Below are 21,364 nucleotides of genomic sequence, written 5' to 3'. Positions count from 1 at the left end.
AGAAGAGTAACCCTTTTTCTTTATTCACCATTCATCTGAAATTGAACTTCACTACCTTGACGTACTACATTAATTGTACAACCTTCTTCTAATCCTTCTCGAATAATGAATCTTGCAAGTGGCGTTTCAATCTGTCTTTGAATGAATCGTTTTAATGGTCTTGCACCGAATTGAACATCATACGCTTCTGTTGCTATCCATTCTTTAACATCATCCGATACATTCAATAATAAATGCTGATCTTTTAATCGTTTATTCAATTCACCGATTAATTTATCGACAATTCTAGTCATCTCAGATTGTTGAAGTGGTTTAAATATCACAATGTCATCCATTCGATTCAAAATTTCTGGTTTAAAATGAGCATGAAGGCTATTTTGTACTTGTTCTCGAGCCTCTTCTGTAATCATACCTTCAGAATTGATTCCATCTAATAAATATTCAGATCCAATATTACTTGTCATAATGATGATTGTGTTTTTGAAATCAACAGTACGTCCTTTTGAATCGGTTAAATGCCCTTCATCTAACATCTGCAACAGGACATTGAATACTTCTGGATGTGCTTTCTCGACTTCATCTAATAATACGACTGAATATGGTTTTCTTCTCACTGCTTCTGTTAATTGTCCACCTTCTTCATGTCCAATATATCCAGGAGGTGCACCAATTAATCGTGCAACTGTATGCTTCTCCATGTACTCACTCATATCGATACGAATCATATGCTTCTCAGAATCAAACATCGATTCAGCAAGTGATTTCGCAAGTTCTGTTTTACCAACTCCTGTTGGTCCTAAGAATAAGAATGATCCAATCGGTCTATTCGGATCTTTAATACCAGCACGTGCTCTCAATACTGCATCACTAACAAGTTCAACCGCTTCACCTTGACCAACAACTCGCTGATGAAGAATAGAAGATAAGTTCAACAATTTCTCTTTTTCTGTTTCGACTAGTTTGTTCACTGGAATGCCTGTCCATTGACTCACTATTGTACCAATCTCATCTTCAGTGACGACTTCACGAATATAACGTGTTGTTTGATCATTTTGCTCTTTATACTCTTCTTCTAACGCTTTCAATTGTTGTTCTAATTCTGGAATCTTACCATGTCTTAATTCTGCAGCTTTCTCAAGTTCATACTGTCTTTCCGCTTCTTCTAATTGTTGCTTATATTGATCTAACTCAGTTCTTTTATTTTGTACAACTTGAATTTTATCTTTTTCGACTTGTATTTTCTGTTGCAAATCTTGTTGTTCACTCTTTGCTTCAGATAATTCATCTTCTAGTTCTTTAAGTCTATTCTGACTTAATTCATCTTCTTCTTTCTTTAGTGCTTGTGCTTCGATTTCAAGTTGCATAACTTTACGATTTAACGCATCCAGTTCAGTAGGATTAGATCCCATTTCAGTATTAATCGTTGCACACGCTTGGTCAACTAAATCTATCGCTTTATCTGGTAAGAATCGATCCGTAATGTAACGATCAGCAAGTTCTGCTGCACTCACCAACGCTCTATCTTGAATTCTTACGCCATGATGGACTTCATACCGTTCTTTCAAACCACGCAAAATACTAATCGTATCTTCGATTGTAGGTTCTGACACGTTTACCTTCTGGAATCGTCGCTCTAAAGCACTATCCTTCTCTATATATTCACGATATTCATTCAAAGTTGTCGCACCAATGCAATGCAGTTCACCACGAGCCAGCATCGGTTTTAACATATTAGAAGCATCCATTGCTCCGTCAGTTTTACCCGCACCGACAAGCATATGAATCTCATCAATGAATAGTATAATTCTTCCTTCACTGTCCTTAATTTCTTTCAATACCGCTTTCAATCGTTCTTCGAATTCACCACGATATTTAGCCCCAGCAACGAGTGCACTTAAATCCAGTTCGAAAATCGTTTTATCTAACAAACTCTCTGGTACATCACGATTGACGATACGTTGTGCTAATCCTTCTACGATTGCCGTCTTACCTACACCTGGTTCTCCGATTAAGACTGGGTTATTTTTTCTTTTACGACTAATAATTCGAATTGTATTTCTAATTTCTTCGTCACGTCCTATAACTGGATCCATTTTCCCTTCTTTTACCTCTTTGACTAAGTCACGTCCATATTTTTCTAACGCTTCATATTGTACTTCTGGATTTTGTGTATTCACGTGATTACCCCCTCTTATTTTTTCAATTGCAAATTCAATTTCTTTTTTTTCTTTTTTCAAATAGTTTTTTGATACTGTGTGATGATCTATTGCACTAAGGAGTATATGTTCTTGTGATATAAAATCATCATCAAATTGATTCATTACCTTCTCAGCACTAATCATTACTTGATTTAAATCTGTACTTAAATATTGTCCATATTGTACAGAATCCCCTGATATTTTTGTATTACATTGATCAAGGTCTTCTTTTAATCGTTTAATATATGTTCCAATGTCTATTTCAGCTTTAAATAAAATCCTTTCCATTAATGAGCCTTCGGCGTTCATTAATGCTAACATTAACATTGTCGCGTTAATTTGTTGTTGTTGCTTTTCAATGGCGAGTTCTCGAGCACTGTTTAATGCTTCTGCGACAGATATTGTTAATTTGTTCATATCCATACGATTCACCTCTTAGTTTATTTAATAATTTATCGGTCAAATTTAACTTTGACTTTCTTTGACCTTAACTATAATATACATTATTTTAATCATTAATTCAATACCTTTTCTTAATAAAATTTCTTTTAAATTTTTGCATTTTCGTCAGTGCGTCACTATAATTATGAGTATTGCATAATGCAATTACTCTGCTGTATCAGTAAATAATTTAATATTTGAAAATTGTATCATCAAATACATAGTTCATAACAAAAGGATGGATGATCATGGAGCAATTATTCGATTGGATAGAGTTTTTGAAATACGTATTTTTAGGATTAGTTCAAGGCGTTACCGAACCAATCCCTATTTCCAGTAGTGGACACCTTGTATTACTACAAGAATTTTTAGGTATTGGGGCAAAGGGATTTACGTTTGAAATTTTAGTCAATACAGCGTCTTTAATTGCTGTCGTCATTATTTATTGGAATGATATCGTACAATTATTCATTCATTTTCTACAATATATTGGTGGCAAACGTTCAAAAGAAGTCATCGAAGACTTCAAATTTGTCATGTATTTAATCATCGCAACGATTCCAGCTGGTATATTAGGCTTGTTATTAGAAGACTTTATAGGAGATTATAAAAGTGCTTTACTTGTAGGTATCATGCTAATTGTTACAGGTATTGCATTGTGGGTCATTCGTAATAATCGTGGGAAAAAATTCGACGGCGACTTAACGTTGAAAGATGCTATTATTGTTGGATTTGCTCAAGCTGTTGCATTAATCCCAGGAATTAGTAGAAGTGGTGCAACAATCGTCGGTGCAATGGGTGTTGGTATGAATCAAAAGACTGCATTAAAGTTCTCTTTCTTATTGTACATTCCTATTAGCTTAGGGACTGCACTACTCGGTATTAAAGACATTATTAACGAACCACCAACTCAAAATATGGTCATTGCTTATATCGGTGCCTTTACTGCATCTCTTGTTGCAAGCTATATTTCATTGAAATGGTTACAAGGTATTATGGCGAAAGGCAATTTATTTATTTTTAGCCTATATTGCTTCATTGTAGGACCACTAGTTATCATATTATCTTTTTTCTTTTAACATAATCCATAAATTAACACTATCACGATGAACCAAATGTTCACACATTTGATTCATCGTTTTTTAATAGTATACTAGTAATTAATATTAACTATTCAAAGGATGAACGGTAATGTTAAAAAACAAACTAGAACACACTCCGTATTCTGTCATTAATTTCATTAGAGAAAATGGCACTCAAGTGTCGTTCAAAAAAAATGAGTACATTTACCAAGCGACAGATCAACGTGAATACATTTATTTAATATTAAATGGTCAAGTCGTTATTTCGAGAAGCTTTGAGAATGGCAAAGAATTTGCGATGAAACTTCTGAGTACATTTGGTCTATTCGGATCTACAGAAATTTATCCTTTGCAACCAACGTATCAAAACGATGCACAAGCAAGATCTGACGTTGTACTTGTCAAAATGGATACTGAAGTATTTGAACGTAGCGTCTTAGAAGATCAAGTGTTAACATACGAATGGATCCAGTGGTTACAAATCGATAATACACGAAAAGAATCACGAATTCGCGACCTGTTTCAATGTGGTAAAAAAGGCAGTCTCTATTCAACACTCATTCGATTGTCTAACTCATACGGACTAACTATTGATGGAGGTATATTATTAGATATTTCATTAACAAATCAAGAACTCGCTAACTTTACAGGTTCATCACGAGAAGTCATGAATAGGATGTTAAACGAACTCGTTAAATTAAATATTATTTCAATTGACCGCAAAAAAATCACGCTTCACAATATTGACTATTTACGCCAAGAAATTTCATGCGAAGAATGTATTAGTTCAATTTGTCGTATAGAATAGTAAATAAGAAAGGATTCCAATGTTTATTGGAATCCTTTCTTGCTTACTTGCCCTTCTAACACAATTTGAATTGATTTGCTGATCAAATTACTATATGCTTTTTTTCCTTTACGATTTAATTGACCCGATTCTTCATCAAAATAATCATCATTCGTATTCACTTCATAATTCCAATCAATGAGATACGTATTGTCGTACTCATTCGTCAATGCATAATAACTTTCATTGATCTCTCTAGAATACTCTTTATTACCTCTTAAATTAATCAAAAATATATGTTGATGAGGATGATTTATAATGAAGTCCTCAACTGATTCTAAATCTGGTTTTAACGTTCCACCTAATTGAATCACCATGACTTCACCACGTTGATCAAATTCACTATGATTCGCAAGAATTCTTGATAATCCTGTTCCACTTCTATTCACTTCAACATCTGTTGTCAAATTTGGTGTATCATTCTTTAATTGATCAACTACATCATTTGAAAATCCATCACCAATATAGAGATAATTTATTTTTTTCATATTAACATTTCTATACTCTGGCTTCTCGAGTTTAATTTCATCTTTAATAATTTCTGTATTTGATGATGAATAATCCTTAATGTCATCTTTAAAAAAACTATTAATATAGACAGTACTGACAATGAACAATATTAACAGACAAATAATCAATGCCGGTCTTATAAATTTCTGCCAATTTATTGATCTGATTGCATTTTTAAATCCTAACTTCTCTATAGGGCGTTGTATTTTACGATATGTTAATTCTGTTAATACACTGATAGCGATGATTGCAATGAGCCACTCAATAATTGAATGGTTAAATCCTATCGAACGAATGAGTACGATGATTGGCATGTGCCACATATATAATGGAAATGCTCGTTTACCTAGTAATACTAACGGTTTAAATTTGAAAATTAATTGCCCAATATTATTATCACGTATAGTAATCGACCAGATGAGTACACCGACAATCAAACTAAAGATAAATGTCCCACCGAAATATAGTAAAATATTTGTCGTCTTAGCTGTCATAAATGAAATAATCAATAATACAACCATTAAAATGGTCACTACAGGTAACACAAATTTGTCATAACGAAACTTAAATCGTGATGTGTTAAATTGTTGTGATATAAATGCTACTAAAGCACCCATTAAGAATGTTTGTAGTCGGGTATCAGTCCCTAAGAAACTCCTTGAAACACCTGCTGTCAAGAATACAATAGGCATTGCACTTGCACTAATAATCATTAAAAAAGCGATCGCTTGCATTGCTTTTAGATGGCTTTTAAATTTAAATAGCAATCGACAAATGAAAGTCCAAATTACAACACATTGTAATAATACACCTAACGCAAATAGATGTACTAATGGTTCTAGTATATATGCATCAAAATAACCATCATGGTATTGAATCATGTACCAATTTGGGACAATAAAAATCATAGACAATGCTGTATTACGGAGTTGATGAAAAGGTTCATATTGCATCAAGCTAAAGATGATTAATGTAGCCACGATAACAATCATCAATGTTGGTAAATACCTTAGCATGTATCGAGACATTTTTTCATTAATTTGATGGCCTTGATGACCATTTATACGTAGTAAATAATTTGTATGTAAGTACCCAGCAATTACGAGTAAAACATCGACGCCAAAAAAACCACCTGAAAACACTGTTCGATTCAAGTGGTATAAAACGATAAATATGATGGATAGTCCGATTAATCCAGTAATGCTATTATTATTTTTAGAATCGCTTATTCGTTGGTTCATAACTATTTCACCTTTATTCAAAATCAACAAAAACCATTATAGCATAAATCATAATAAATAAAGCATATGTAAAAAAAATAAATACACTGCATCATAAGTGAAATTTAAAATACTTACAATACAGTGTCAAAAATTATTTCATCTATTATATTAGCTTACACCAAGTGCAATTTTTGCATAACGTGACATCATGTCTTTATCCCATGGTGGATTCCAGACAATGTGTACATTGACATCTTTAACTTCAGGTAACTCCATCACTGCAGTATTCACTTGCTCAACTATTTGTGGACCCATTGGACAACCCATTGAAGTTAATGTCATTTCAACATTGACAACACCATCTTCATCCATATCGACATTATATACTAATCCTAAGTTAACGATATCGATTCCAAGCTCTGGATCAATGACGTTTTCAAGTGCTCCAAGTAAACTATCTTTCATTGATTCTTCCATATTTCTCTCCTCCATTCGTACAATTCGTGACTTTATTATATCAAACTCATATCCATAACAAAAGAAACTGAAATTCTTTTATGATAAAATAAATTGTATTAAACATTCAACTATTCAATTGATGATTGGAGTCACAATATGGAAAAACATTTAATTTGTTTAGATTTAGATGGCACATTACTATCAAATCAAAAAGAAATTTTACCTTTTACAAAAAAAGTACTATTAGAGCTTAAAGCTCAAGGACATATACTCATGATAGCGACTGGAAGACCATATCGTGCAACAGAAAAATATTACAATGAACTTTCTTTAAGTACACCTGTTGTCAACTTTAATGGCGCATTCGTTCATCATCCAACAGATTTATATTTTAAAACAGTCCATGAAACATTAGATTTGCAAATTGCAAAGGATATCATTGAAGAGTTACATGACTTAAAAATTCAAAATGTCGTTGCTGAAGTTAAAGATCAAGTCTTTATACACTACCATGATTCATTACTGATTGATGAATTTAGTATGGGTAACCCTACGATTTTACACGGTAATCTTGCTGAATTAATGGACGAACACTCAACAAGTATACTCATCCAGGCAGAAGAACGACATATTAAGGACATTAGAGAGCACTTGACGAATATTTACGCAGAAGCGATTGAACATAGACGTTGGGGCGACCCATTTCCAGTCATCGAACTTGTTAAAAAAGGAATCAATAAAGCTCAAGGTATTATGTATGTTAAAGAAAAGCTTGATTTAAATGGTGTAAAGACAATAGCATTTGGGGATGAAGATAACGACTTAGAAATGATTAAATATGCTGACATTGGTGTTGCAATGCATAATGGAATAAATGATTTAAAATCTGTTGCGACACATACAACATTATCCAATGAAGAAGATGGGATAGGACACTTTTTGAATGATTACTTTAACTTAGAAATGGAGGAATAACTTTATGGTAAGACTCATTACTGACTCAGGTGCTGATTTATCAGTCGATTATTTACAAGCTCATAATGTTGAATTCATTCCCTTCACGTTGACGATTGATGGAGAAACTTATACAGATCAACATGACATTACGACAGATGGTGTCTTACAGGCTATAAAAGATAAGAGAAATGTTAAAACACAACAAGCATCTCCTGAACAACTACTTAATGCTTTTACTAAAGTTGCAAAAACTGGTGAAGACGCAATATATATATGCTTTAGTAGTGAATTAAGCGGGACTTATCAAACGGCTAAATTAATATATGATGATGTGTTAAATAATTATCCAGACTTTAACTTAACAATTGTTGATACACACGCTGCAAGTATGGGACAAGGTCTGATTGTAAATCGTGCAATTGATCATAATAATCATTATAATCACCTTGACGATATATTATCCGCGATTCAACGCGATATAGAAAATATTATACATTACTTTACAGTCGATGATTTACATCATTTAGCACAAGGTGGCCGATTATCTAAGGGGTCAGCATTTTTAGGTAGTGTGATGAACATCAAACCACTCCTTCATGTTGAAAATGGCAAGCTTGTACCATTTGAAAAGCATCGTGGTACGAAGAAACTAATTAAAAGTATGGTCAACCACTTTGATAAACAAGCACAATCATCTGTAAAAAAACATATCGCAATCTGTCACGCAGATGCCATTGAATCTGCCGAAACGTTGAAGCAAGAACTTTTAAATATTAGACCCGATGCTGAAATCGATATTTACAATATCGGACCAATCATCGGTTGTCATACTGGAATGGGTTGCTTCACACTATTTTTCTTCAAGGAGTTAGACGATGAATAAGCGTATCATTATCATTGGTGGTGTTGCAGGTGGTGCGACTGTAGCAAGCCAGATTAGACGTTTAGATGATCAATGCGACATTGTCATTTACGAAAAACGACCATCCTTTAGTTTTGCAAACTGTGGCTTACCATATCATTTAAGTCATGAAGTTGAAGACATTGAATCATTATATGCAGCGTCAGTGGATGAATTCGACAACAAAAGAAACATCAAAGTTCACTTAAATCATGAAGTCATAAATATTGACACAAAGGTCAATAAAATTACAATAAAGGATGAACACAACGAACAAACGACAGACACTTACGATTTTTTGATTTTATCACCAGGTGCTCATGCTAAGCGCTTAGAAGTGAGAGGTCAGCACCGGCAATTCGTCCTTCATAATATTGAACAACTTGAAGATATCGAATCATCGATTAAGACACATGATATTCAAAACGTGACCATTATTGGGGCTGGTTACATTGCTTTAGAAGCAGCAGAGAACTTGAAAGAAAGAGGATTAAATGTTTCTATCATCAATCGAAGTGATCAATATTACAAAGCTGTAGATAGACAATTCAATGATGACTTAAGAGATACTTTATTATCTAATGATATTAAGCTGTATGAACATTGTGAAGTCGATCAGATCGATGCACATCAAGTAATATTAAACAATGGACAAACAATTTTATCTGACTTAGTTATTACTGCAATTGGTATAACACCATCAACTCAGTTTATTCAATCGAGTCAGATTGATTTAATAGATGACAAATTTATTAAAGTCAACGCATTAAATCAAACGTCTGTCGATAATGTATATGCATTAGGAGATGCGATCATGACAAGACGTGCGATAGATAATCAACCGATTCACTTACCATTAGCATGGATCACACACCGAGATGCAACGACCATCGCACATCACATTACAAATACAAAGATAGATAAACCTTCTCAAGGTGTATATAGTGCATCCATTATTCGACTGTTTGATTTAACGATTGCTACTGTCGGTTTGAAAGAATCAGAATTAACGGATGAATACATTAAGATAGAACATTCAGGTTATGATCGAGCAGGTTATATGCCAGATAAAGAAAAAATTCAAATCATTGTTTATATCGATCCATCTACCCATCAAGTTGCCAGAGCTTCAGCAATCGGTGGACGTGATGTCAGTAAGTATATTGATTTAATCACAATGTCGATGATGAATCAGATGGTTGTTGAAGACTTCATCAATATCGAACCTACATATTCACCACCATACGCAAGTCCTAAATCTATAATAAATATGATTGGATATAAAGCAATCAATGCATTTAAGAAATAAATCAAGGCAACCACTAAACTTAGTGGTTGCCTTGATTCTTTTTAGTTCGTTTCGTCAAGATAAATACGAAAATCCCAAATCCTATAAATATAATAAACGCTGCAATCAAATATCCCCAATTCATTGGTTGAACGTCAATCGTTGCATATAGTTCAGACTCTTCACGATTTAATATGAGTTCATGTTCTTCTTCCTTAGGATATACATTGTCTCCAATCAGAAGTCCTCGTAGCATTTTATCTTGTGATACAGAAGTAATGCGTTGATCTAACGTTTTATCCGTATTATTAATGTAATAAACAAATGGTACGTCGTCAGTCTTAATAGAAGTTAATAAGTAACCTTCGCCTTTTTTAATCAATTGCTTATCACTACGATAAACGACTTGATGATCTTTTAAAGTCGTCATGAAATGAGTAATATGATCAATAATCTCAGCATCCGTTCTAAAGTTCATTAATCGATGTATTGTTGGAAGTTCTTCTCCATTTAAGGCAATTTCTGTTCCATAATTAAAAAACACCGGTCCATTATGCATCATCATATAATCCGATAATTGCTTTATACGCTGCGGTGGAAACATATTTTCACTCGCTGCGAAATGAGTAAATCGTTCTGTAAACCACGTATCAGCAGCAAGAATTTCATGTTTATCATTACTATATGATTCTATCGGTTGGTTTATTGTTTTAAATGATTGTTGCAATGTTTTCGTTTTATGCGGCTGTTGAACATGGTCAAAGTTAGTTGATTTTCCAACCGTTTCAAAAGCATATGTCGTCACATTAGAAGGGAGAATTTCATTTGCATCAACGGATTGATGAGTATACATCGATAATCCATCAACATTATATTGTTCAACAAATTCATTCAACATCGATTGATATTGTTTTTTATTTTGCTCCTTAGTAAAGTCTATAAATTCAGTATCACCATAATAATCAGCAACAAGACCATCCATTTCAATCGATTGACCCGAATACTGATCGTTCGCTGTCATTGGTATATCAATTATGACTTTCATCTCTCTATCATGAGCAGCTTTGATCAGTTGTTTGAATTCATCCTCTGTCCCAAACATAGGCTCTAACGTCCCATAATCAACTTCTTTATACCCTAAATAATCTGTATCTTCATGGTCAAACACATTTGATAATTGAATTGCATTAAACCCCATGTCTTTGATATAGTCTAATTTATCAATGATCCCTACATAATCTCCACCATACGGTAGATGATCGTCTTCATCATTAGAAATATGCATATCATTTTGTGAATCACCATTGCTAAATCGATCGACGATTATACTATAAACTCTATCTGGTGTTTCATTATGTTGTTCACTTGCTAAAGCTTTGTAATTTGGCGTAGTGAATAAACTACTTAAAATCAATACACCGATGATCAGTTTCCGCATAAAGGTATCCTCCACAACTATATTATACCCATTATAATTGAATTATTGATATGAGTTCAACCATACACATGTCAAAGTCATGACAATCATTATATTCGACTAAATGGGAATATAATATTTTAAGTTGCCAGTCTCATCTCTATCCTTATTATCTGGCACTCACCAATCAAAAAAGACTACATCATCATGATGTAGTCTAAAAATCAAAATAAATTACTTGAAAATTGCCATGATTGCTTCCATAGGCAAGTGTAAACCTAATGCAATCGTTAATATTAATGCAACGATTGAACCGATAAAGAAACCACGTGATTTTTTCGCTTTTTTCTTCTTAATTAATGTCATTTCCATTAATCCAATTGTTATAATACCAAGTAAAAACTTAATACCGTACATCATTCCATCAATACCCATTGCATCCATAAATAAGACGATACCTGTAACGATAATGATCACATAAAATACTCGTAACACCATATGTAATACTTTGTATTGTGGTGTTGGTCCTTGTTGATCTGAGATGTTATTGTATGCGATTAAAAATAATATCACTCCAATAACCCAAGCTGTAATATGCGCATGTAGCATTTAATTTCACTCCTTTTTCAATAATACAAATTTCATTGTATCATGGTTTGATTTAAATAACTATCCTGTTGCTTTACGCCATATCCATTCAAGTGGTCCGTATTTAAAAAATTTACGATAGACCATAACGATGATGAGTTGGACAACAAATATTGTGATTAATAGTGGATAAATTTCTGTCAGTCCTAGGTCACCATATAACCCAAAGCCAATACTATAATACATAATTACAAGTGCAATGCTTTGTGTGATATATGTCGTCAAACTAAATCGCCCAATATATTGGAATGGTTTCATGAATAATTGTATGAATCGTTGCTTCATTAATTTCATAATCAGTCCTATATAACCAAATGCAACGAGATAGCCACCGAATGATGCAATTAATTGACTACTCAAAGAACCATTAGTGATGACTGGTAAAGCCTTTATAGCTAATCCAACACCAAGTAAAATAGGTATAATCCATAGTAGATGTTTGTCTAACCATTGTGACTTATACAACTGATGGCGTATAAACAGTATACCTAAAATCATGATTGGCAATATGCCGAATAAATCGGCTGTGAAAATATTGAGTAATCTGAATGTGAGAAAGAAATTAATATTCTCTTGAATAATATCAATGAACTGTCCTTGATCATAGCTTCTCGTACTCGATTCGATATCTTCCATCGATGTATAAATATCATTCTCTACTGTTAACGACAATAGCCATGAAAACAGTAGAGTACACATCAAATTAATTGATAGTAATGCAATAGATATGATGAGTTGTATCTTTGCTCTTAATCGAATAATTAATAATAACAATAGCCCACATATAGCATAATCTACGAGAATATCACCATAAAATAAAAATACACTATGAATTATCCCGAATAATAATAAAATCACTACTCTTTTCAATAACTTAAGTTGTCCATTTTGTCCTTTATTTACGGCGTTCTTATAAATAATATAAAATGTACATCCAAATAAAAATGCAAAGATTGGATAGAATGATCCGTTGATGATGATTGCACTCACGTCATACAATATATCATCTAAGCCCGAATAAAATTGGAATGGATTTGTGAAATGGAGGGGTGCGCTCATTGCAACCCCATTCATTAATAAAATACCAAATAAACTAATACCTCTCAATATATCTAGTAAATGAATTCTTTCCCGTTTATTCTCCATTGATTTCAACCTCTACTCCACTAAAATGATAAACATAAGCATCCACTCGTTTTTTTAGTATAGATTGTAATGCCAATTTATACTGAACCAGTTGAGTTGTGTAACGTTCTTTCAATATTGATTCCAAGTTATCTTTCATTCGATTTGTTTGAACTGAATCTGTCTTATAATCAATAATCTCATAATGGTCATCGAACACAAGCAGGACGTCAACCATTCCTTGTTCAAGCTGTGGATAATCTATCGACTCATTAATATGACTTCGATTGACGATGAATGGTAACTCTTCAATCACTTCATTCGCATTCAAAATTCTGTCATAAAGTTTAGAATTATAAAATTTTTGAATTTCATTCATATTAACAATGTTAAATTCATCATCTGTTATTGTACCATCATCAACTAATGAGCGAACGAGTGATTCGACCATATTAGCATCAACCGTGTCTTTAAATGGTAAATGCTGCATCACTTTATGCATTAACGTCCCATACTCTGCACGTGTTAACTGTTTTGTCTCTGCTAAAAACTTCGGTCTTTTTAATATAACTTGATCATGTTGAGTGGATTGATTTATTTCATATGTTTTGACTGTTTGATCTCCTTCAGTAGCCTTAATATCACTCACTGAAATTTTCGTCGGTTTATTTAAACGATTCGATGAATAAGGTGTATCAATACGCTCAAACCAAGCATCCTCTTGGATCATATCGTCATCACGATCTTGATTTTGCTTTAATAACGGTTGAACAGCTTTAACTTTAGGAAATTCGATGTTATATCGTATATCGTGATTCAGATTAATTTTATTTGCTTGATAATATAGCTCTGCAAAAACAGCGTATACAAAATCACTCGCTTTTTTGTATTGTAATCGCTCAAACGATGCAATGCGTTGATCCAACACTGAATATTGATAATGTGATTCTAAATCCAAGTCATCCTCATCTAGAGATTCATTCGTGACGAATATTAATTGCTGCTTTGCACGTGTCATCGCAACATACATTAATCTGAGCTCCTCACTATACGATAGATGCTTTCTAATTAACTTCGCTGCGTTCGATTGAATACTTTCAAACGTATATAGATATTCCTGATTAAAGGCAGGCATTGTAACACCTGTCTCATCAGTCAATATCACTCTATTATCCATAACCCGTGACATCATTTCGTAATTCAGGCAATAATAAACATATTCAAATTCTAACCCTTTAGATTTATGGACTGTCATCAATTTGACAACATCTGCATCATCTCGTAATACTGACACTTCTCCGATATCAATATTGTCATCAAGCAATCGTTGAACATAACGGATAAAATCCATAATCACAACGTTATGTCCTTCATTGAATTGCTTTGTCCGTTCAAATAGTCCTTGTAAATTAGCTTGTCTTTGCTCACTATTTGGAAGTCCAACTTGTTTTTCAATCAAATGATAGTAATCATAAATATAGACAAGCAATTCATTCATACTATGTTTCAGACTGTAGGCTCTTAAATTTTCAATATCATCCAACACTTGCTTACATCTTGATTGTAATGGGTGTGTATTACTCGTTGAAATGTATTGTAACTGCTCATAAAATGATAATCGTGAATTGCTCTGGTCACAATCTATACGTATCATTGCTAATTCTTCTTCATTGAAATAATAGCAATAAGATCTGAGTATTCCAATCAGTGGGATATCGTACATTGGGTTATGAATCACTTTCAATATACTCATCACTAATTTGACTTCGATCGCATCATAATATCCTGAAACATTTTCAGCATAGAACGGTAAGTTATACTCACTCATTATACGTTTATACGTATTTATATCTTTATTCTTACGATGTATGATTGCAAAATCTCGATAACTCAATTCACCATTTGACGCTTTGATTTTATCAATAATGTTTTGAGCGATAAAGTGTGCCTCGAGTTCCACAATCTCATCGTACTCAACTTGTTCTTGTTCATTCTCAGTGATTATATTTAACACAACAGGCTGATCTTCGATTGAAGATTGCCCCTTTCCAAAGTATAATTTCTGGTCATCATCATAGTTGATTTCACCAACCGACGAATCCATCACCGCTTCAAAGAACATATTCGTAAAATCCAATACCATTTTATTTGAACGGAAGTTTTTCGACAATGTGATCAACTGTCCATCGATATCTTCTTTATATTTATTGAATTTATCAATAAATAATTGTGGTTCTGCTTGTCTAAAACGATATATTGATTGCTTCACATCACCAACCATAAAGACATTACTATAAGGTTCATACCTTTTAAGTTCATTTATAATCGCTTCTTGCATCAAATTCGTATCTTGATATTCATCGACCATAATTTCTTTAAATTGTTGCCTATAATGATCAGCTACAAAGCCATGACGTGCACGAATAATATCCAATGCGAAATGTTCATAATCATTGAAGTCGATATATTGATTTTTGCGCTTTAATGCACCATATTGAGTGATGACCTTTTGAATCAATTTAAGATAAAATATTTGTGCATCTATCGCATCATAACTATATTCGATATGTTCGTCATAATCTATTGCAGCAAATTGCTCAACAATTTGTTTTAATTGTTCTTTATAAAGCCCATAAGCCTCTTTGACTGCCAGACCTTCTTCTGATTCGGTCATTTTCTTGGAGATTGTAATTGTGAAATCTCTTAAAGTAATATCAATAAAATATTGATTCACCGTTTTATAGTCCAATTCGTTATGTTGATAAAGCATAAACATCCGTTGAATCATCGATACATTTCTTTCATATTTTGAAATAAATGCGTCTGTTAATTTAAACGGGCTTTCTTCAACATTTACAGTGTGCTGACATACATCAAGCTGCTTATCCATTAATAACTGTGAAAATTGATTAAACAATCTAAACAATATGCTAAATTGCCCATTTAAATCATTGTTCACAATTTCTAATTGTTGTTTAATATATGCCTCTGGCTGATGTTGTAAAATCTCAATTTCTTGTTCAATGACTTCATCATAATCAGGTTTTGCAATGTAATGGTAATAACCATTGATGATGATTTTATATAATGTTTCTTCATTTGCATATATGTTGAGCATAGATAAGAATTTCGTCAATTCATCAACCTCTAATGCATCACCTGAGATATCATTCAACACTGTGTCAATCGAATCATTCAGTAATAATTTTACTTCGTTTGAATCTGCGGTTTGAAAATTCGGGTCCAAATCAATTAAATAATAATAAGTTTGAATTAATTTCAAGCAAAAACTATGAATCGTTGATATATGTGCATCTTGTAGCTTCGACAGTTGAGACAGTAAATGTTCATTTTTCGGGTCCGCTTTTAGATATTTGTGTATCGCCTTTTCTATTTTTAAGGACATATCTTTCGCACTTGCATTCGTAAATGTAACAATCATCAATTCATCGATGGATATACTATCATTTAATATTTTCTGCATAATGCGTTCAACTAATACCGTTGTTTTACCACTACCGGCGGCCGCTGCAATTAATATATCACTATCTTTCGCTTCAATTGCTCTCAATTGATCTTCAGTCCATTGTGGTGTATTACTCATCTACTTCACCCCACTGTTCAATCTTTTCTTTCGCAGTTTTATTGGAATGGGTTATTTTATTATAACGATTCCCTTTGAGCGTGATATCGATATGACAACTTTCTTTAAAATCACACATTGAACATACTGTGCGCTGACCATCTTTTAATGGATGAATCGATGTCTTACCATGATAAATATTTGAGACCGCCTGTTCAATATTATAGTCATTTACTTCAAGCATCTTGTATATAAAATCTAGTGGGACATGACGACCTTGTTGACTTAATGTACCATCTTTTTTTATTGATTGTGCGATAAATAATCCTTTTTGCTCATCCTTCAAATGTGCATCAAGTTGTTTAAGGATTTCAGCATCCGATACAAAAACACCATCAAATCTAAACTTCTTCATATGTGATTTGTCTAAATCATTAGTTTTTGGTAATTCATTCAACGTTGATATATGTTTATGTCCAGAGTTTACATGGTAGTATGCTAATCCTATTGGTACGATTGTTTGATCATCATGCTGACTTAATACAGTTTTTAAGTAGGTTGTGAGCTGCATTTGATGCCCTTCAAAGAGTTTTTTATAGTCAAGACTTTGATCACTACTTTTGTAATCAATGACAAAACTGTGCAATTTGTCATGATCATCTTGATACATATCGACTCGGTCAATTTGACCTTTTAATGTCACATTAATATTAGACTGGTCTTCAACCGTATATGATGGTCCTTTTAGTTGCTCTGCGACACCAAATTTCGCCTCAAATAATGATGGTTTAAAGTTGGATTGTTTAAGTTGGACTTGAATGGCTTTCATATTTTCGATTAGAAGTGCTTCTAGACGTTGAATCAAATGAATATCTTTAGACGTTTGAACAATCATTCGAAAGTTTTGCTCAATAAATTGTGATATATACTCACGAACGTTAACCTTTAATTCATCTTTCGTTAAAGTTTCTATTGGAAGTTCTTTTAACATCTTGTCCATCACATAATGGTAAAGCAATCCTGTTTGTTTTTGATCTAATTGAATAGGTTCAACTGGATACGCTTTAAGTGCATATTGCATATAGTGCTTGAACTGACACCCATTAAACATCTCAAGTCTTGATACGCTTGCTTCAAATGACTCTCCATACAAAGCCCGAGCTTGTTCTGTAGATAATGGTATTGCTTCATTAATATAATGGAAGCTATTGATAACATCGTCATATAATGCTTTATGTTGCTGACTCATATATTTTAAAAACTGTTCACTGCTTTGTTGTCCTTTTATTTGAATTACATCTTTTAAGTAATGTTTTGCCGAAGCGATTGTAAATATATATTCTGTTAAATATTTTTCTTTGATGATATTAAAGGATTGTATTTTGAGCCCATTGATCGATTGAATCAATTGTTGAATGTAAAATGATGGACCTACTGATTCGTTATTTTGATTACCTTCAGCAAATGAGACGAAAACTTTATCCGTAGCTCTAGTCATTGCATAATAGAATACAAATTTTTCATCAAGACTAAGCACAGATTGACTCGGACTTATATTAATATCATTATTCGAGAGAATTTCTTTATCTTTAGTATTAATAATAGCAGTATCAAGTGTTGCACTTGGTAATACGTTTTGATTCACACCAATTAAAATGACAATCGGTTTATTTGAAATCTTTGCTAAATCCATCGTACCAATCGATACTTCATCTAACGTTTGTGGAATATCACTGAACGTTAAACTGTTCAAGCCTGCAAGTAATATATCCAAAAATGTATCAACAGTCATTGAATGTTCATCAAGTAACGTCAGTTCATCTAACAACTCTATCAAACCATCATACGCTTGCTGTGTCTCGTCAAACCGATTAAAATGATCACCTGCTTGTTGTTCCAATTGAATCATCTGTTGAATATGTTCAACAACTTCTTCTTGATTAATACTGTGATAAATCCATTCAACAAGTTTATAAATAGTTATTTCATTCGATGTTTTCATTGAACGATATTGTTCAATCACCGGATCGATTTGATACAATATTGCATTTTTCAACTGGTTCATATGCTTTAACATTTCAGTCGTATAGTTAGAATGTTTGAACAGTGCTTCAGTCGTCCATCGGTTGAACGTAAAATGATGAATTAGACAATACTGTTCAAACCGATATATAGAATCTTTGTGATTTAGCTTCGGTAATAAGTATCCAGTCTTTAACATATCAAATACGGCATCATATTGATAAGGATTTTGTATAATTGATATTAGTTTTTTAACATATGTAATTAGTGGATGATTTTTCATCGTTTTTTTCACATCGGTCGCGTATGGAATCTCAAATTTCGTAAAGTAACGATCAATATATGGGATATATGCAGAATCACGGTATAATAGACCAATATCTTTATAGTTGTAACCATATTGTGTGATCATTTTTTCTATATGTCTAATCGCAAGTAATACTTCATCTTCATAGTTCGATGCACTATAAACCTCGATTGCTCCATCATTTTCTATTTCAATTGAATCGGTTGGATCTAGTATATGCTGGATACTATTTAACGTCTGTTGATGATGTCGATATACTTTATTAAAGGTCGTCACTAAAGGATCAACTTGTAACGTTTGACCAATGTGTTGCAGTCTATTAAATGTTTCATTTGTCTTTCGAAAAAGCGGTTTATCATTAAAATCTAACGTTAAAGCAATCGTTACAGATTGAGCATGTTGTATTAACAATTGTATAATATAATATTCTAAGTCTGTGAAATTATGATAACTGTCTATATATATATTTGATGTTCGGATATACTCGCTATCTTCGATATGAATTGCGAATTGTTTTAAAATATCTTCTTTATATAAAAATTGATCCTTCAATGCCTCTTCTACTTGTTCATAAATCAATGCTAAATCATGATATTTATAATAATAATATTCATCATGCTCATCCAACGCTTCAATCATTGCATATAAATCATCTGGCGTAACCATATACTTGTTGAACTCATCGATGCTTTCTTTAATTTGTTCACTGAAACCTACATACTTTACATGGTCATTAAAAAATTTTAATTCATGTCGATGTTTCGTCATAATGCTTTGTATAAGCATCGTCATCCCTTGATCAGTCAAACTATCATGTAACGGAACTCCTAAATCACTCAATACTCGATATGCTAACCGACCGAAATGATAAACATTCGTTCTAACGCTTCCAGAAATATCTTCTTCAGTTAACTGTTGTTCAAGTTGAAATGTTTCTTGTGTCGGTGTAATTAAAATTTGTGGATGCCCTAACGGATTGATCTGTTCTTGCTGCTGAATCTCATCTAAGATAGCCTTCGTTTTACCAGTACCACTTCGACCAATATATAATTTCATCAACATATCGTACTACACTCCTTAAAAACGCTTCCGTATATAAATACGAAAGCGTTTTGTTATTTCGCTGGATCAAAACTGTATTTAAACGTATCAAATGGGAAGTATCTCAAGCTGACTTCACCAACAATTTGATCTCTTTCGATTAAACCAAAATGTCTTGAATCTTTACTATTAATACGATTATCTCCAAGGACTAAATAATGATCTTCAGGAATCTTACTTTGACCTTCCATCCCATAAATATTCTTCATCTCAATATTTTCAGTCACTCGACCACCAACATTAGATTTGAGTGTTTCTAAATAAGGTTCAGAAACTTTCTGATCGTTGACAAATAATTGATCATCTTCATATTTAAAAGTATCACCGGGTGTAGCAATGATACGCTTAACATAATCGTCTTGATCATTTGCATGAAACACTACAACATCACCTTGCTCTATCTCTGTCAGTTGATAACCAATTTTGTTAATGATTAACTTATCCCCATCTTTTAGTGTCGGGAACATTGAATCCCCTTCAACAGAATATGTTATAAATAAAAACATTCGGATTACAAAAAATAAAATAACAGCAATAATAATTGTAATAATCCACTCTATAATTTCTTTTTTCATTGTGTACACCTCATGTTTTTAATTATATCACTTTACTGCGGACTTGATTGTTTATGCATTTTTTTCTCTAAAAATTTAGCGACAATATATAAAACTACTAATAATATAATGGTTGTGATTGATTTGATTGGCTTTTCAAAGAAAGAAGCGATATCATGACCGACAAAGCTCATGATAAATATCATGACAAATTTACTCACAATTAAAATAAATAAATATTGTTTGTATGTAATGTTAGACATTGCTGCGATAACATTGATAAAAGATGACGGAGTAAATGGAATACATAGCATAATAAAAATGATAATAGATCCTTTATGATCGACCCAGTCAATAAATCTTTGTATATTATCAATTTTTAAGAAACGTTTAACCCATCGATGCTGTTGAAACTGATTAATGAGTGCAAATACAGCAAAACATCCTGATACAGTTCCTGTATAAGTTAATATAAATCCTAACACAACTCCGAACGCATTCACATTAACAACCGCAAACATAAATAGTGGTAAAAATGGTAAGAAAGATTCAATAAATGGCAAGAGAAATGCCAGTATGAAATCAAATGGAGATATTTGTTCCATCAAAGCCTTAATATTTTCTTCTGATAAGTTTTGGAGAAGGTTATTCAATTGGTCAAACATATGATAAACCTCCCCCTCACTGAATCATTTTGAATA

At 32.7% G+C, this 21,364-nt stretch carries 15 protein-coding genes; 5 read left to right on the top strand and 10 right to left on the bottom strand.

Features of this window, described 5'->3' with window-relative positions; translation table 11 throughout:
* Positions 1-20 precede the first annotated feature (20 nt).
* A complete protein-coding gene (gene clpB, locus EDD62_RS01080) occupies positions 21-2,621 on the bottom strand; it encodes an ATP-dependent chaperone ClpB (protein ID WP_123807207.1) in 2,601 nt (866 codons plus the stop codon).
* Positions 2,622-2,887: 266 nt separating this feature from the next.
* On the opposite strand from clpB, the gene EDD62_RS01075 reads away from it, so the two are divergent.
* A complete protein-coding gene (locus EDD62_RS01075) occupies positions 2,888-3,718 on the top strand; it encodes an undecaprenyl-diphosphate phosphatase (protein ID WP_123807206.1) in 831 nt (276 codons plus the stop codon).
* Positions 3,719-3,830: 112 nt separating this feature from the next.
* Positions 3,831-4,529, top strand: a complete 699-nt coding sequence (locus tag EDD62_RS01070) for a Crp/Fnr family transcriptional regulator (protein WP_123807205.1) — start codon at positions 3,831-3,833, stop codon at positions 4,527-4,529.
* A 23-nt stretch (positions 4,530-4,552) separates the two neighbouring features.
* Here EDD62_RS01070 and EDD62_RS01065 read toward each other — a convergent pair whose 3' ends face one another.
* Together EDD62_RS01065 and EDD62_RS01060 are read right to left on the bottom strand one after the other, a co-directional pair.
* Positions 4,553-6,319 (bottom strand): acyltransferase family protein, encoded by a 1,767-nt coding sequence (locus tag EDD62_RS01065; RefSeq protein WP_123807204.1) that lies wholly within the window; start codon positions 6,317-6,319, stop codon positions 4,553-4,555.
* A 150-nt stretch (positions 6,320-6,469) separates the two neighbouring features.
* Entirely contained in the window at positions 6,470-6,778 is a 309-nt protein-coding gene (locus EDD62_RS01060; protein WP_077140668.1) for a metal-sulfur cluster assembly factor, read from the bottom strand.
* A 138-nt stretch (positions 6,779-6,916) separates the two neighbouring features.
* Here EDD62_RS01060 and EDD62_RS01055 point away from each other — a divergent pair, with 138 nt between their 5' ends.
* Genes EDD62_RS01055 through EDD62_RS01045 form a run of 3 tightly spaced genes read left to right on the top strand, consistent with a single transcriptional unit; the run spans position 6,917 to position 9,927 of the window.
* A complete protein-coding gene (locus EDD62_RS01055) occupies positions 6,917-7,735 on the top strand; it encodes a Cof-type HAD-IIB family hydrolase (RefSeq protein WP_123807203.1) in 819 nt (272 codons plus the stop codon).
* A gap of 4 nt (positions 7,736-7,739) precedes the next feature.
* Entirely contained in the window at positions 7,740-8,600 is an 861-nt protein-coding gene (locus EDD62_RS01050; protein WP_123807202.1) for a DegV family protein, read from the top strand.
* Positions 8,593-9,927 (top strand): CoA-disulfide reductase, encoded by a 1,335-nt coding sequence (locus EDD62_RS01045; RefSeq protein ID WP_123807201.1) that lies wholly within the window; start codon positions 8,593-8,595, stop codon positions 9,925-9,927. Before EDD62_RS01050 ends, EDD62_RS01045 begins: the two co-directional genes overlap by 8 nt.
* A 19-nt stretch (positions 9,928-9,946) precedes the next feature.
* Here EDD62_RS01045 and EDD62_RS01040 read toward each other — a convergent pair whose 3' ends face one another.
* The 7 genes from EDD62_RS01040 to EDD62_RS01010 all read right to left on the bottom strand — a co-directional run bounded on the left by EDD62_RS01040 (position 9,947) and on the right by EDD62_RS01010 (position 21,328).
* Complete coding sequence (locus EDD62_RS01040) at positions 9,947-11,344, bottom strand: alpha-amylase family glycosyl hydrolase (protein ID WP_123807200.1); 1,398 nt, start codon at positions 11,342-11,344, stop codon at positions 9,947-9,949.
* 213 nt (positions 11,345-11,557) lie between these two features.
* Entirely contained in the window at positions 11,558-11,932 is a 375-nt protein-coding gene (locus tag EDD62_RS01035) for a YisL family protein (RefSeq protein WP_123807199.1), read from the bottom strand.
* A 60-nt stretch (positions 11,933-11,992) separates the two neighbouring features.
* Positions 11,993-13,117, bottom strand: a complete 1,125-nt coding sequence (locus EDD62_RS01030) for a DUF418 domain-containing protein (protein WP_123807198.1) — start codon at positions 13,115-13,117, stop codon at positions 11,993-11,995.
* Entirely contained in the window at positions 13,107-16,700 is a 3,594-nt protein-coding gene (addA, locus tag EDD62_RS01025) for a helicase-exonuclease AddAB subunit AddA (RefSeq protein WP_123807197.1), read from the bottom strand. The genes EDD62_RS01030 and addA overlap by 11 nt, the downstream gene beginning before the upstream one ends.
* On the bottom strand, positions 16,693-20,070 hold the full coding sequence (locus EDD62_RS01020) for a PD-(D/E)XK nuclease family protein (RefSeq protein ID WP_123807196.1): 3,378 nt from the start codon (positions 20,068-20,070) through the stop codon (positions 16,693-16,695). Before EDD62_RS01020 ends, addA begins: the two co-directional genes overlap by 8 nt.
* A 53-nt stretch (positions 20,071-20,123) precedes the next feature.
* Positions 20,124-20,684, bottom strand: a complete 561-nt coding sequence (lepB, locus tag EDD62_RS01015; protein WP_077140677.1) for a signal peptidase I — start codon at positions 20,682-20,684, stop codon at positions 20,124-20,126.
* Positions 20,685-20,716: 32 nt separating this feature from the next.
* Positions 20,717-21,328: a TVP38/TMEM64 family protein gene (locus EDD62_RS01010; RefSeq protein ID WP_123807195.1), complete on the bottom strand. Its 612-nt coding sequence runs from the start codon at positions 21,326-21,328 to the stop codon at positions 20,717-20,719.
* Positions 21,329-21,364 lie beyond the last annotated feature (36 nt).

Origin of the sequence: Abyssicoccus albus (genome assembly GCF_003815035.1) — a bacterium.
Classification (GTDB): domain Bacteria; phylum Bacillota; class Bacilli; order Staphylococcales; family Abyssicoccaceae; genus Abyssicoccus; species Abyssicoccus albus.
This window is presented reverse-complemented; position numbering and strand designations above follow the sequence as displayed.

Coding starts and splice junctions, on each gene's coding strand:
- EDD62_RS01020 (WP_123807196.1), bottom strand. CDS start 20,070: ATGTTGATGAAATTATATATTGGTCGAAGTGGTACTGGTAAAACGAAG.
- EDD62_RS01040 (WP_123807200.1), bottom strand. CDS start 11,344: ATGCGGAAACTGATCATCGGTGTATTGATTTTAAGTAGTTTATTCACT.
- EDD62_RS01070 (WP_123807205.1), top strand. CDS start 3,831: ATGTTAAAAAACAAACTAGAACACACTCCGTATTCTGTCATTAATTTC.
- EDD62_RS01035 (WP_123807199.1), bottom strand. CDS start 11,932: ATGCTACATGCGCATATTACAGCTTGGGTTATTGGAGTGATATTATTT.
- EDD62_RS01055 (WP_123807203.1), top strand. CDS start 6,917: ATGGAAAAACATTTAATTTGTTTAGATTTAGATGGCACATTACTATCA.
- addA (WP_123807197.1), bottom strand. CDS start 16,700: ATGAGTAATACACCACAATGGACTGAAGATCAATTGAGAGCAATTGAA.
- EDD62_RS01065 (WP_123807204.1), bottom strand. CDS start 6,319: ATGAACCAACGAATAAGCGATTCTAAAAATAATAATAGCATTACTGGA.
- EDD62_RS01045 (WP_123807201.1), top strand. CDS start 8,593: ATGAATAAGCGTATCATTATCATTGGTGGTGTTGCAGGTGGTGCGACT.
- EDD62_RS01060 (WP_077140668.1), bottom strand. CDS start 6,778: ATGGAAGAATCAATGAAAGATAGTTTACTTGGAGCACTTGAAAACGTC.
- EDD62_RS01075 (WP_123807206.1), top strand. CDS start 2,888: ATGGAGCAATTATTCGATTGGATAGAGTTTTTGAAATACGTATTTTTA.
- EDD62_RS01030 (WP_123807198.1), bottom strand. CDS start 13,117: ATGGAGAATAAACGGGAAAGAATTCATTTACTAGATATATTGAGAGGT.
- EDD62_RS01050 (WP_123807202.1), top strand. CDS start 7,740: ATGGTAAGACTCATTACTGACTCAGGTGCTGATTTATCAGTCGATTAT.
- clpB (WP_123807207.1), bottom strand. CDS start 2,621: ATGGATATGAACAAATTAACAATATCTGTCGCAGAAGCATTAAACAGT.
- lepB (WP_077140677.1), bottom strand. CDS start 20,684: ATGAAAAAAGAAATTATAGAGTGGATTATTACAATTATTATTGCTGTT.
- EDD62_RS01010 (WP_123807195.1), bottom strand. CDS start 21,328: ATGTTTGACCAATTGAATAACCTTCTCCAAAACTTATCAGAAGAAAAT.